At 44.6% G+C, this 13,519-nt stretch carries 12 protein-coding genes; all 12 read right to left on the reverse strand.

The genetic code is table 11. The features are described 5' to 3' along the window. Window positions 1–4: 4 nt before the first annotated feature. Window positions 5–1,435, reverse strand: coding sequence for a type II secretion system ATPase GspE (gspE, locus tag RGU72_RS07295; protein ID WP_322119099.1), 1,431 nt, complete (start codon window positions 1,433–1,435; stop codon window positions 5–7). Window positions 1,436–1,439: 4 nt separating this feature from the next. After that, window positions 1,440–3,593 carry a type II secretion system secretin GspD gene (gspD, locus tag RGU72_RS07300; protein WP_322119100.1) on the reverse strand — a complete coding sequence of 718 codons (2,154 nt, stop codon included), beginning with the start codon at window positions 3,591–3,593 and terminating at the stop codon, window positions 1,440–1,442. Window positions 3,594–3,622: 29 nt separating this feature from the next. Then, window positions 3,623–4,402, reverse strand: coding sequence for a type II secretion system protein N (locus RGU72_RS07305; RefSeq protein WP_322119101.1), 780 nt, complete (start codon window positions 4,400–4,402; stop codon window positions 3,623–3,625). Between the two features lies 1 nt (window position 4,403). Next, the gene (gspM, locus tag RGU72_RS07310) at window positions 4,404–4,907 is read right to left on the reverse strand and encodes a type II secretion system protein GspM (protein ID WP_322119102.1); all 504 of its coding nucleotides are present in this window, start codon (window positions 4,905–4,907) and stop codon (window positions 4,404–4,406) included. Beyond that, window positions 4,904–6,235 carry a type II secretion system protein GspL gene (gene gspL, locus RGU72_RS07315; protein WP_322119103.1) on the reverse strand — a complete coding sequence of 444 codons (1,332 nt, stop codon included), beginning with the start codon at window positions 6,233–6,235 and terminating at the stop codon, window positions 4,904–4,906. The genes gspM and gspL overlap by 4 nt, the downstream gene beginning before the upstream one ends. Window positions 6,236–6,285: 50 nt before the next feature. After that, the gene (gspK, locus tag RGU72_RS07320; RefSeq protein WP_322119104.1) at window positions 6,286–7,347 is read right to left on the reverse strand and encodes a type II secretion system minor pseudopilin GspK; all 1,062 of its coding nucleotides are present in this window, start codon (window positions 7,345–7,347) and stop codon (window positions 6,286–6,288) included. Further along, a complete protein-coding gene (locus RGU72_RS07325; RefSeq protein WP_322119105.1) occupies window positions 7,344–8,048 on the reverse strand; it encodes a PulJ/GspJ family protein in 705 nt (234 codons plus the stop codon). Before RGU72_RS07325 ends, gspK begins: the two co-directional genes overlap by 4 nt. After that, window positions 8,038–8,442: a type II secretion system minor pseudopilin GspI gene (gspI, locus tag RGU72_RS07330; RefSeq protein WP_322119106.1), complete on the reverse strand. Its 405-nt coding sequence runs from the start codon at window positions 8,440–8,442 to the stop codon at window positions 8,038–8,040. Before gspI ends, RGU72_RS07325 begins: the two co-directional genes overlap by 11 nt. 2 nt (window positions 8,443–8,444) lie before the next feature. After that, the gene (locus RGU72_RS07335) at window positions 8,445–8,918 is read right to left on the reverse strand and encodes a GspH/FimT family pseudopilin (RefSeq protein ID WP_322119107.1); all 474 of its coding nucleotides are present in this window, start codon (window positions 8,916–8,918) and stop codon (window positions 8,445–8,447) included. An 8-nt stretch (window positions 8,919–8,926) separates the two neighbouring features. Continuing rightward, the gene (gene gspG / locus RGU72_RS07340; RefSeq protein WP_322119108.1) at window positions 8,927–9,406 is read right to left on the reverse strand and encodes a type II secretion system major pseudopilin GspG; all 480 of its coding nucleotides are present in this window, start codon (window positions 9,404–9,406) and stop codon (window positions 8,927–8,929) included. 448 nt (window positions 9,407–9,854) lie between these two features. Beyond that, a complete protein-coding gene (locus RGU72_RS07345; protein WP_322119109.1) occupies window positions 9,855–11,708 on the reverse strand; it encodes a M4 family metallopeptidase in 1,854 nt (617 codons plus the stop codon). A gap of 778 nt (window positions 11,709–12,486) precedes the next feature. Beyond that, a complete protein-coding gene (locus tag RGU72_RS07350; protein WP_322119110.1) occupies window positions 12,487–13,479 on the reverse strand; it encodes an IS30 family transposase in 993 nt (330 codons plus the stop codon). Window positions 13,480–13,519: the final 40 nt, after the last annotated feature.

Raw genomic sequence — 13,519 nt, forward strand, 5'->3', positions numbered from 1 at the left:
TGGTTTACTCTTTCGTTACTCGCAATAATTCTTCCCGGGTGGTAACGCCTGCCGTCAACCAACGATCGCCATCTTCACGCATCGTTTTCATGCCATCACGCTGCGCTACCGTGCGGACTTCTGCCTCGGAAGCCTGATGATGAATTTGCGAGCGAATTTCTTCTGTCGTCAGCAACAATTCATAAACCCCTACTCGTCCTTGATACCCGGTATGACCACAATGCTCACAGCCGACTGAATGCCAGTCCTGACCATCAAAACGTTTGCAACGGGTGCAGAGCTTACGCACTAATCGTTGTGCGATAACACCGAGTAAAGACGATGACAGCAAGAACGGTTCTATGCCCATATCAAGCAAGCGAGTGACTGCTGCCGCAGAGTCATTCGTATGCAAAGTCGCTAACACCAAATGCCCAGTCAACGACGCTTGCACCGCGATTTGCGCTGTCTCTAAATCGCGAATCTCGCCGATCATGATGACGTCGGGATCTTGTCGCAAGATAGCGCGAAGTGCCTTGGCAAACGTCATATCAATACGCGCATTAACCTGAGTTTGTCCCACGCCAGCAAGTTCGTATTCAATCGGATCTTCTACTGTCAGGATATTGGTCTTACCCGCATTTAAACGTGACAATGCCGCATACAGCGTAGTCGTTTTACCTGAGCCAGTAGGCCCGGTGACCAGCACGATACCGTGTGGCTGCGCGATCAATTTATCAAACTGTGGCAGCACATCGGGGCTCATCCCTAAGGTACTCAGATCTAACCGACCTGCCTCTTTATCAAGCAGACGTAATACTGCGCGTTCGCCATGCCCTGTTGGTAAGGTGGAGACGCGGACATCAACCGGTTTACCACCAATACGCAAAGTAATACGTCCATCTTGTGGTAATCGCTTTTCGGCAATATCTAGCTGCGCCATGATTTTAATTCGCGATACTAATGAGGCATGAATCGCTTTTTTCGGACGCACTACATCACGCAATGAACCATCAATACGAAAACGCACTATCGAAATTTGCTCAAACGGCTCAATATGAATATCTGATGCACCGTCCCGCAATGCTTGCGTCAGCAGAGCGTTAATCATTCGAATGACTGGTGCATCATCGGCAGACTCCAGCAAATCCTCAATCGCTGGCATATCCAGCATCAGCTTCGCCAAATCTAGATCAGACTCTACTTCACCAACTACGTCAGCAGCATCACCGCCAGATCCTGCATAGGTTCTGGCGATCATTTCCAGCAAGTCTGCATGCGGCATCACGTTTAATTTAACGCGGCCAAAACGGCGCCCTACTTCAGCAATAGCGGCAGGTTTAGTTTCGGTGGATACAGCTAGTTCTACACATGCCGCTGAATCGTTCAAATCACGACAAGCAAGTACTGAAAAGTCACGGGCATACGCATACGACAATAATCGGTTCTCTAGCATGCTGTTATTTACTCTCTTTGCTTTCCGTCGCAGATTTATCACCCGGATTTACAACAGGCGTTTTAAATAACTTACCTTTTTCAATTTCCGGCAACAGACTATTCATATCAGTTCCTTTTACCGGGGCAATCTGCGTACGCATATAGTCGTAGCGATCCAAGGATACATTGCCGCTTTGTTCTGCATTACGAATCACGACTGGCCGTATAAAAATCATCAGACTTGTTTTACCGCGGGTCTTAGTTTGATATTTGAATAAATTACCTAGTACAGGAATATTACTTAGCAGAGGTACGCCCTCGCTAGAATCTTCGATCGAGTCTTTCATCAAACCACCAAGTGCGATAATTTGTCCATCATCGACCAACACATTAGATTCGATCACGCTCTTGTTTGTGATTAGACCTGCACTATTCGTCGTCGTGTTGTCTACGCTTGATACTTCCTGATAAATCGACATTCTGATTGAGCCACCATCAGATATTTGTGGTTTGACTTTTAAAGACAAACCCACATCTTTACGCTCCACCGTAGTGAATGGATTTACGCCAGCACTACCGCCAGCAGAAGCAGATGTCGCATATTGACCAGTAATGAAGGGAACGTTTTGACCAACGATAATTTTCGCTTCTTCATTATCAAGAGTAATCAAAGTTGGAATTGAGAGAACATTCCCATTGCCATTGGATTCAAGAGCATGCGCCAGCGCACCTAAGCCAAGCTGGCCATTTACCTGTTTAAACAATCCCAAGGTCAAACCAGCGCCAGGCAGTGCCGATCCATTGCCTGCGATTAGCGCACCAATGTTATTGCTCGTGGTAGTTTGAAATGACGTACCGCCGCCAACGCGATAATCGCTATTGCTATTACCAGATAATCCCAACCATTGAATACCAAAATCGTTCTCTTTACTCGCTTTAATTTCAACGATTAAAGCCTCAACATATACTTGGGCACGGCGTGCATCTAACTGGTCAATAATCGTTCTCAAATTTCGATAAACGGTCTCACTTGCAGTAATAATCAAAGTATTAGTTGCTGCATCTGCCTGAATAAAACCACCTGCACCACCACTCGACAAGCTACTTTGAGAAGAGCTAGCAGTGGACGATCCAGAGGATAAGCCACTCGTCGATGACCCGCCAAGGCTAGCATTAGAGTTAGTGCTGCTACCCAAAGAACTCGCGCCGTTACTACTTGAAGATAGAGAAGAATTTCCGCTGGACGGCAATGAGCTGTCTTGAGTAATAATCGAACGCAAGGTTTGAGCTAACTTCACTGCCTCTGCGTTCTTCAGATAAACCACATGCACGTTACCTGGCAAAGTAGTCGGCTGATCCAATTTAGCGATTAAGGATTTGATTAAATTGGCTCGCGCTGCTGAAGGCGCTTTAATCATAATGGAGTTAGTACGCGAATCTGCCAACAGAACAGCTTTTCCACCTTCAGCAGATGCGCCACCACTTTCAGTTAAACGAGTGACCATCGTTGCGATATCACTAGCAATTGCATTTTTAACTGGAATGACGTCGACATCATTTGATGCGGGCACATCTAATGCGCCAATTATTTTTGTAAGACGCTTTAAATTATCAGCGTAATCTGTAATAACTACGGAATTGTTCCCAGGGTTGGCATTGATCGTGTTATTGGGTGAAATCAATGGACGCAGAACAGTAACGATATTATTTGCCGACTCATAATTTAAGCGGTAAATCTGAGTAGCAATCTGATCACCTTTTAGCGATTCAGCTTGTATTGGTCCCGCTTGCAACTTGGCATCTGACTCAGGAACCACTTTTGTATAACCGTCCCCGGTGACTACCGAATATCCCTGCAAGCGCAAACTAGAAGTCAGTAGTTTGAACGCCTGATCCTTACTTAAAGGCTTTTCGGAGACTAAGTTAATTTGTCCCTTTACTCGTGGATCGATAATAAATGTCACACCAGTATAGTGACCAATTGCCTTGATCACAGACTCAATATCTGCGCCGACAAAATTAAGCGCAGCAGTATTTTGCGATGGATCTTGCGCATACGCGGGACACAAACTTAGCGTAAAACAGGCGGCCGTTATGAATGCGGCTATCGGCAATCGCTTCAAATTAGTTTGCCGACTCTGTTGGGGATGCAACACATTCTGTACTGATACGCTCATGGCAGATCTTACTTTCAATAGATTTTTTCTCATTTGAACTCTAACGCTATCACATCTTTATTGCCGTCCCTACGGCGCTGTCCAAGCAAATTCAATAAATTTGCCAACCTGTCTTCTTGCCCTGCCTCTGCCATTGCCCGCCCAGAAAATTGCATATGTCCATCATGCAAATTCCCCGCTCCACTTAGCAACATTGGTCCCTTGATACTGGTCAATGTAATGTTCGCTGTAGAGCCTTTCCAATCCATCGTCAGCAAATAACTACCTAATGGTTTTATGGGTGATAAACGCGACGCCATTTCATTCATTTCTAAACGCATGGTGCCAATAATATCCAATTTCACGCCCTGTCTTATGAACTGCAAACTATTCCAAGACAAACGCAATTGACCGGACGGACCTATCGTATTTAACGGAGCTCCCAGCCCCTCCAACCGCTCCGGCGGCACAATCAAACTTGAACCACTAACGCTCCATTGACCCAGATTACCTTCTAATTTTATAGCTTGAGATAAAGATGTCGGATTATCCAAATTTATATCAAGCTGCCCCAATATTATTGAGGGTGAAATACGCCAGGTAAAACGTCCTGGAAGCAAGGGAGTTAGCGGAGCATTTCCATTCGGAGCCCCTCCAATAAATGCAGAGCCGCGCCAAAAACTACCTTGGGCATCCCCTAAACTAATACGTCCCATCGTTTGCTTCTCAACCAACAGAGCTAACCAACTTGCCGGCAAAAAAATTAACACTGTAAATACCATGCTGAGAATAGCTGCAAAAACCCAAAGCAATCGACTAATCTTAAACATATCAGAGATTATTCTTTTGCTGCTTTAAGGTGATCGTTACACTGACCTGACCACTCTCTGGCAACGCTGCTAACTTCGCTTCTTCGACCGTTAATCTCGTTGATTTTTGCGCTTCGAGTAACCATTCCATCAAATTGGCATAGGCAACGGTAGCAATCTGAAATCTGACAACATCGTCATTCACAGATAAATTTTGCGCTTTAATGCTACGGCGAGCCAAAGATGTCTCAATCGATTCACGCGACACAGTATCTATATTTTCAGACATAGCGTTGCCGAGTTGCGCGCTTTGCTTACTCATTAAATCCATTTCTGCAACTTGCTGTCTTAATTGCGGTATGGCTTTTTGTAAACTCTGCTTACCTGATAAAGCGGGATTAATGCCAATCACATAAATTAAAGCACAAACTATCGCAAGCAAGGCTAACGACAACATCCAGCGCTCCCGCGGCACACGCTGCTGCCAAAACAAAGATAAGCTTTCTACCAGCATCGAGTTTTTCATTTCAAGCCCCCTGAGTTTGCGGCAGTATTGTTTTTAGCATCAAGACTAAGACCAGTCTTGACCTGTAACAAACCATCTTTAGAGGATACTAAAGTCAAAGATTGCTCTTGTAACGCAGCTTTAAGCTGATCCTGCTGATTAAACGAGCGTGTTTTTATAAACAAACTATGTTCGCGGTATTCCATACTGAGCACGCTAGCTCCTGGGGAAGCACCACTGATTCTGTCCCATATTTGAGAGAACTGGGCAGCGAGAACAACAAAATCGTCTGGCACCGATTGTCCAGCTAGTTTTTTAGATAAACTGATTTTTTGCTGCATTTGCGCTAGCGGATCAATGATGACGGTTTCTTTAGGATAAGCGGCACGATAAGATTGCACTAGTGACGAACTCAGTTGCTGAGCCTCGCGCTTGAGCGAAAACCACTCAAAATTTATGCCAATCAAATTGATGATTAGAACCGCAGCAGCTAAACCTATTGGCCAACGCCATGCAAACAAATCAATCGCCGACGGATTTGCCAAAGCTACGCCGGCCATCAGATCTGGGCTGGCCGGAGTCAGACCAGCAATCCGGTTTTTCCATTGAATTGGCTGCAAGGTAATTCTCTGGGCAAGCTCTATATCTTTTTGTATGGCTTGTTGATAAGCCTCTATTTTTTTAGGCTCAAGATAAACAACAACACTATCTTCTGACAGAAATAACTTCAAAGTCTGTAAAACCGTGTTTAGCTCAACGTCCAATTTCTCATTCACATCAGAGCGCTGAGCTATCTCGTCAACACTCAAACCTAAACCTAAAAAATTACCGTCAAGGCAGCAGGCTGCAAACTCCAGCATATTGCCATCTTGTTCGTACATGACGGTGGCACTATCGTTGTTGTGCTCCATCGCCATTTGCACGGGGTATGCAGAGATTTTTTTTGCACCAAGTTGCAGCATACTTTTGGCAAGTGACTCCATCCAACTTTTGTCAACCACAGCAACTGAGCACATGCCATTAATGACCATAGTCGATTGCAGAATTACATCTGAAGCATCGGTTGCCAACTGATCTTCTAATAAATTTGGTAAAGACTGGCGCAGTTTTGCGGCTGACATTGGTGGCACTTTAGCTTGCAACACACTTACGTCGCTAGCGGCCAACAACAATATGACTTGGCGCGCCATGCTAATCATAGTTTTTAATTGAACTAGCGTTTGATGGCCTTGTTGCTCTATTGTGCCATTATTAGAAACCAATGCAAATGGACGAGCTTGAGTCGTCCAATCGTTACCATTTTGGACAGTGATTTTTGACGGTGATAGTATATATAGTGTACTTGCCATATTCAATTTTCTATTTTAGTGCGATACAAAATTTACCTGTATGACGACTATCAAAGCTCTCTTATCCAGATAATTTTTGTCACTATATCGATTCGCTCGATCAAAGCACTAAAATTCAGTGTTGATCTTCCTAATTTTATTTTACCTGCCGCAATAAAGTAGTCAGTTGCAACCGATACGTCGTTAGCAGAGATATCCGTTAATTTATCAGGGAAGCGCTGCTTAAAATCAGCTATATCCAAAAACTCTGCCCGGTCACGACTGGCAATAATTGCGGCTGCATCTGACAAAGAGAGCGCAGTAATTCTTGCCGATAGTACTTCTGCCGATGCAGTATTCACGTTGATGGGCGTGGCATGCGGAAGCACCGTCACAAAGTCCCTCAGCTTTAACAACATATCTGAAGTAAATCCTGGCACCGACAACACATCGTCGATCTGAGTAAAGCGCAGGAATTGTACTTCAGGAATTGTGTCAGTTGACGCCTGATTCGCATTGCTCGTACTTTTTGAAGCATCTGTTGTATTGGGTACAGTCGGAATAGACGCATCCGTAGCATTAGAACCGCTTACCGCACCGATCACAGTGGCAGGCCCGCTTGCATTAGCAGAGACTTTTTTTGTTTGAGAATTAGCAACGGCTGTGGCTGTCGCAGCAGCGAGAGAGGGATCTAACTTTACATTGGTCAGCAAGCGCTCAAACGCGAGTACCTCTTTCGGGTTGACGATACCGTTCGTAGCCAAATTATTTATATTGAAACGCGACTGGGCATCCGTAATTTGGCCGGATAAAGTCGCGTCAGAAGCCTCTGTATCCGCACGACCGTTCTCTACATATTCGTCAAGTCTAGTTTCTGCCAAAGGCGTCGCCCAAGCCTCTTTAAGATGATCAACTTTACGTCCACGACCGTCCTCGCGCAAAATCAGACGAGCCCAATCCAATGCGCCACGAAGCACCCATTTTTTTTGCAGTTGAAGTCGTTGATTTTCAATTGAGCGAACCTGAACTTGCTGTTGCCAAAATAAACTAGCAACAATCGTAATAGCAAGCGTCGTTAGCAATAGCGCGGTCACAACGGCGACGCCAGATTGATGCTGTGGCAGTTTTTTCACGCCGCCCCCAGCAAGAATACTTTTAAGATGACATTCTCGCGCCCCAATAGCTGGAGTGACACCTCAAGCCCACTTTTTAGAGGAATAGGCTTACTTGCAGAACCCGTTTTGGCATTTTGTGATGTATCAATATCAGTGCCTGCCACCCGCCAAGTATTCTCGTCCTTAGTCCAGGTACGCATAGAAATGGATGCGACCTCCGTTTGGAGTACAACGATGGGCATACTGTCGGTCTCGTTAAGAGCATTTTGCCAATCAGCGTCAATCGTTTTTAGGTCTCGAGTAGCGATAGATTCCCGGCGACTCAAAATGCCTTCTTTCAGGCGATAGGCGACGATTTGCAAGCGCAAAGGTTGGTTATCATCAAACACTGTACGTATCATGTACAGGCCTTGAGGTGATGCTCGCAGACTCTCATGGGTAGCAAGCAAATCCGTCCCTGCAAGATGAGCACTGTCGTTTTCTAGCTGAGCAAAACTAATCTGCGTACCGCGAGATTGCTCTAGCTCGTTGGTCAAAGTAATACGCGCCCTGACGATACTGTCTAGACCACGCCAGCCCAGAACAGCGACAATCGCCAAAATAGTAATTGCAACGAGTAGTTCAACCAAAGTAAAACCAACTATTGTCTTTACTTGTTTTGGTCTGCCATTAGTAGCAATGTTGGTCGAAATTTTGAAGCGATTTTTATTAGATGGCATTGGGCACCACCTGCGTTAATTTAACAATCCTTCGTTCTGGATGATTGGCATCAAATACATACACTTCCACTCGTCTAAACAAAGGATTTGGCGTTGCCAATACGTGCTCTTCGCAAACCAGATTCAATTCACCCTGAGGGCAAGGGAAAGAACGTTCACCAACTGCAGGCCATTCAGAACCAAGCCGGATTTGCGCCAATCGGTTTTCTGCTGACCAGCTAGCCATCATTGCAGCCCGTAAATCATTGCTATTTTGAGTCAGGCTTCCTATCGCACGCAAACTTGCGCCCAATGCAGTCCCGACAATCACTAGCGCAACCAGAACCTCAAGCAAAGTAAAGCCTGAAGTTTTTTTCAATTGATATGGCGTCGCGCAATACGTACTCAACTTCATACCTACTCCACCACAAAATGGCCAATGCCATCTGCACGTATAACTATCTTGTCTTCCCCGACAATCATGCTCAGGACAAATGGCTTATCGACTGGTTCGCGACCAAATACAATGCGCAGGTCGGTCGTGCTGGCGAGTGATACTGGATCGATAGCTAGCTGGACTGGACTCATGGCGAACTCGCGTTCGCGCAACATATCAACATCAAGGATTGGTTCCCATGTCAGATCGTTGCGCACTAAAAAATGGTACCGATTTTGATCTGCCTCGAATGCAATAGGACGGTTTCGGACAATTGCTTCTTCCCGGGCTAATTGCAATAGCAAAGCAATACGTTGTGCGTCTGTTTGCAACCGCTGACGGCTACTTTGCATCGCATTAAATGACACGGCACCTAACATAATGCCAGCGATCACTAGCACCACCAGCAACTCTAGTAGACTAAAACCAGAGTTGTAGCGAGAAGAGCGCGACACAGAAAAACTTACAGATCCCACGAACCGATATCTGCATCGTTACCTGTACCGTTAGGCTGACCATCTGCACCTAAGGAAAAGATATCGACTTCCCCTCTAATGCCGGGCGATAGATATTGGTAAGGATTACCCCAAGGATCTTTCGGGAGTTTATCGATGTAACCACCGGTTTTCCAGCCGTTGGCAGCGGGGCCGGAAGTTGGTTTTACGATTAAAGCCTGCAAGCCCTGCTCAGTGGTTGGGTAACGTTGGTTATCAAGGCGATATAGTTTGAGGGCTTGCATTAAGGTCGAAATATCTTGCTTGGCAGCTGCAATGCGAGCGTCATCTGTACGTCCCATTAATTTAGGTACTACTAAAGCTGCCAAGATCCCCATGATGACAACAACAACCATGATTTCAATCAGCGTAAAGCCTCGCACAATGACTTTACGAACTTGACTAGTTTGGCGAATTTGAACTTGTTGGGACGAAGATGAATAGCTCATGTTAGATAAAGATAACTCATTTCTACTTGCTAATGCTTTAGCGCATTGGCAATAAATTAAATCGATCAAAATTTTGAGAGCAATCAATACTGCTGATTACTGCCAAGACTAATTTCAAAAATACATTATGCGTCACGAAAATCAATGCACCTAGATTTGTCACATTTATTTACGCGAATTTACTGTACCTCAAAAGTATTGCATATTACGTCAAATATATTTCAAAAGAATAACAATTTAGAGCTAATGGAGCAAATATTAGCAGGACAAGCAACGTAAGCAGCCATCTACTCAGAACACTCTAAATTAGATTGAGCGTATCAAATGAATATATCAACATCTCCTCACAGCCTCATTCATCAACGACTAAAAAAAATTCCCTCTCTAAATAGAGCGGGAATCTAGAGCACTTGAATACCTAATCAGTACAAATTAAGTATTACCAGCTTTATTGATAAGTAGCTACCAAAGAAGCGCTGCTTATCGCTGCATATGCACTTACAAGCACATAGTAAGTTGCCGTTTTTGGAGCTGCAATCGTGACAGTTTCTGCATTAGTAGATCCTTCAGATTTACCGTCATAAGAACTTGTTGTTGGAGCAGCGCTGGCTTTTACATAAATATCACCGTCACCACTACCGCCAGACAATTTAACGCTCAGGTTTTTAGCTCCAGCAGGAACTACGATGGAGTACAACTTAGTTGCGCCTTTTGCCAGGTTAATGCCAGTAACAGCAGCGCCCTTGGTCAACACGGTTGCAGTAGGTGCAGTTGTTGCGCAACTGACGCCAACGGTTTTGAAAGCAGCCGTCACGTCTGTAACGGTATAGCCACGATTAGTAGCGGCTTTTTCAACACCGCAAGCACCTTGGTTAAAAGTACTACCAGCGGCCCAGTACAAATGATTTGCATCAGCCATTACTTCAAATGCCTTGCGAGTATTCCAACCAGAGGTTGTCGCTAACAAGTAGAAAGCTTTGTTGTACACACCACTGCTGTAATGCACGTCAAGGCTACTCGTGTAGTTAGCAGCATTATCGATAGAGCCTCCATCCAATGGCGGGTTGTACATATAACGTAATGCACCGCTTGCTTTAAAGATATCAACGCCAACTTTGAAGTCGTTTGTACCTTTGACATAGTACTTAACTGCCTCACCAGCCATATCAGAGAAGGCTTCATTCATACCGCCAGACATGCCAGAGTAGGTCAGATTAGAGTTTTGCTCTGTAAAGCCATGGCTAATTTCATGACCGGTTACATCTAGCGCTGTCAAAGGATAAAAAGTTGATGCGCCGTCACCAAAATTCATCGCAGTACCGTCCCAAAAAGCATTTTCATAGGCGGAACCGTAGTGGACTCTCATCATCAATTTTTGACTAATAGGGCGAAGTCCAAGATATGCTTGGTACATATTAAAAACTTGGTTGCCAAAATAATGTGCATCATTCATTGGAGAATAAGCGCCATTGATAGCTTTAACCGTATTACGCGGACAAGTGAAAGTTTGCAAAGTACCAGAACCAGAAGTGGCACTGTTCATATTGTAAGTATCAACATTGGTGCTACTCAATTTGCAAGTAGATCCGCTAACCAACACATCTAAGTAACCGTAACCAGCGGTAGTACCGTACTCGTATTGACCAGTTTTAGTGTTGCCACCAGGACCTGTACCACTCAATGCGTGGGTTAAACCTTCCCATTTGTCCAAAACAGCGCCTGTATTTGCATCAATAATAAAATGCGGGCGGCTTGGTTTATTTGGATTAGATGTATCGAGGAAAGAAATCACATAAATCAGTTGGGCAACATTATTTGCGCCCAATTTAACATGTAATTTAGATTGATCATTTTCGGTTGAATTAACACGAGCTTGTGTTTTTGCCAAAGCAAGAGCTTGATTTGCCGAATAAAGTGGTGTCGCACTTGGCAAATCATTAGCTACATTGCGCAGCATTGCGCCGGATAAAGTCGGTTGAGCAGCGCCAGGAGCTACGCTCTCTACTACACCTTCACCCCATACTGGAATGCCTTGATGAAATTGTTGATAGCGCGTGACAACTTTGCCATTAGCATAAGTTTTGCTACGCAATGCTTGCAATTCACTGGTAGTAAGTCCGAGTAAATCATTAACACTTGCGATACGAGAAGTCCTAGACTGGACTGCCGCTGTGTTTGCTGATGGGGTTAAAAAGTTATCCAGCTCAATGCGGTCTGCCGCCATCGCGCTACATGCACCAGATACCAGAACTGCCAATAAGGTAGGACGTAAAACTTGGTTCAATTTCAAAGCTTGTTTCATTTTCTCTCCATTTTCAAATTGCCGTAGGGATTTTGTCCCCTATGAGTATTAGCCAACGCGGTAAGCGTTGAAGTAAGTCATCGAAGTAATTCGTTGCAGTAAGTCAAACTAAAAAAACAAGTGGACCAGAGTAAAGGCGTTTGATCTGTATCCCAGCAAAAACACTGAAATGGCGTTGTAGATCCGAATAGATTCTTAATGAGGATTCAACAGGCTACTGCCCAAGTAACTAAGAAACAGTTAATCAGACATCAAAACAGTTGAAAATATGCTCGTTGTTTTTTCGCGATATGGGAATTTTTGTGAACAAATCTTTACAAGAGAAAATTTTGGTAACAAAAGAAAGACCGTCACTAATTCAAAAAAATGATCGGCTTATTAATATAAAAAAATGTATTTACATCACTTTATGTAAATTAAGTTTTTATAAAAATAAATGAACTAATTTTCAAAAATCTAAACAACTTGGAATTTTTAATCAGCCTTTTTAGATTTTGATTCAATTAATATAAGAACTAGACAGCAATTATTTGGAGAAAAGAAGTGAATTTCACAAAATAACTAGGTAACGAATATGATTTTTTTCAAACGGGAGATCCATATTTGAAATCAGATCGGAACTTGCACACATGGCTAACGGCATGCAAAAAAAATACTCCCCACTGGTTTTTTTAACTCCCAATACGAAACCTAGACAACAGGTGAATTTTATTAAAAACAAAGGGGAGTATATTTAAATTTCCAGCACCAAGCCTACATAAATAAAGGGCGGATTCAGCTACGAAGAGCAACGGGAGGTAAGTTTTAGGGGGAGTATATCCAAATTATAAAAAACCTCAAACGGCGTTCGATAGCCGAGGCATTTCCTAGGGCGATGATTGAGTTGATTGACTGCCCGTTGCAACTGGGCTTGAGTGATTTCCTTGAAGTTGGTGTTCTTTGGAAAGTAGTATCGTAATAAGCCGTTCGTGTTCTCGTTGAGCCCCCGCTCCCAGGAATGATACGGATGAGCGAAGTACACTTGGGCTTGCAGATGTGCTGCGATGGACTCATGCCCTGCAAACTCCCTGCCATTATCGAACGTGATGGTATGGCAGTGCTGCTGATGTGGCGTGAGCAGTTGCTCGATGCTGGCAGCAACTCCTTGCGCGTGTTTGCTATGATGTTGCCGGGCTAAGGTAAAACGAGAGACACGATCGACCCGCGTAATGACGATACCTTGCTGTTTCTTGCCAATGATCGTATCGCCCTCCCAGTCGCCTAAGCAGATTTTTTGATCCACGATCGCGGGTCGTTGGTCAATGCTGATACGGTTCTTGAGCATGCCCCGGCGCTGTTGACCACTACCGTAGCGTTTGCGGTAGGGCTTCTGACCCCGCAGATGCTTGAAGAGAGTGCCGCCCGCTCTGCGGTCAGCGTAGATGCGCAGATAGACGGTTTCATGACTGCTCTTCATTTTTTCCTGCCGTTCCAGGCTTAACCGTTCGATTGCTTGCTGCGGCGATAAGTCCATGCGCAGGTAGGTCGAGACGGCGAGCCAGTCGTTGTCATCAATACGTCGTGCGTTACGACTATTCTTTTGTCGTTCGTCGGCTATTTTTTTCGCTTGTAAGGGGCGCCACCCGCTTCCTCCGGTATTGCGCTTGAGTTCCCTGTGGATGCTGGACTTATGACGATGGAGTGCGGCAGCAATCTCGCTGACTGTCTTTTTTTCTAACCGCAGTGCGTAAATTTGGTATCGTTCGTCTTGGGTTAGGTGTGTGTAGCGCATATTCGGCAACTTTCGACTGGCTGGTCAAAAGGCAGAATGC

This window comes from Undibacterium sp. 5I1 (genome assembly GCF_034314085.1).
Taxonomy (GTDB): domain Bacteria; phylum Pseudomonadota; class Gammaproteobacteria; order Burkholderiales; family Burkholderiaceae_D; genus Undibacterium.

Excerpts from the sequence above, each read along its gene's own strand:
- RGU72_RS07305 (WP_322119101.1), bottom strand. The coding sequence starts at position 4,402 with ATGTTTAAGATTAGTCGATTGCTTTGGGTTTTTGCAGCTATTCTCAGC.
- RGU72_RS07350 (WP_322119110.1), bottom strand. The coding sequence starts at position 13,479 with ATGCGCTACACACACCTAACCCAAGACGAACGATACCAAATTTACGCA.
- gspG (WP_322119108.1), bottom strand. The coding sequence starts at position 9,406 with ATGAGCTATTCATCTTCGTCCCAACAAGTTCAAATTCGCCAAACTAGT.
- RGU72_RS07345 (WP_322119109.1), bottom strand. The coding sequence starts at position 11,708 with ATGAAACAAGCTTTGAAATTGAACCAAGTTTTACGTCCTACCTTATTG.
- gspE (WP_322119099.1), bottom strand. The coding sequence starts at position 1,435 with ATGCTAGAGAACCGATTATTGTCGTATGCGTATGCCCGTGACTTTTCA.
- gspM (WP_322119102.1), bottom strand. The coding sequence starts at position 4,907 with ATGAAAAACTCGATGCTGGTAGAAAGCTTATCTTTGTTTTGGCAGCAG.
- gspI (WP_322119106.1), bottom strand. The coding sequence starts at position 8,442 with ATGAAGTTGAGTACGTATTGCGCGACGCCATATCAATTGAAAAAAACT.
- gspL (WP_322119103.1), bottom strand. The coding sequence starts at position 6,235 with ATGGCAAGTACACTATATATACTATCACCGTCAAAAATCACTGTCCAA.
- gspD (WP_322119100.1), bottom strand. The coding sequence starts at position 3,593 with ATGAGCGTATCAGTACAGAATGTGTTGCATCCCCAACAGAGTCGGCAA.
- RGU72_RS07325 (WP_322119105.1), bottom strand. The coding sequence starts at position 8,048 with ATGCCATCTAATAAAAATCGCTTCAAAATTTCGACCAACATTGCTACT.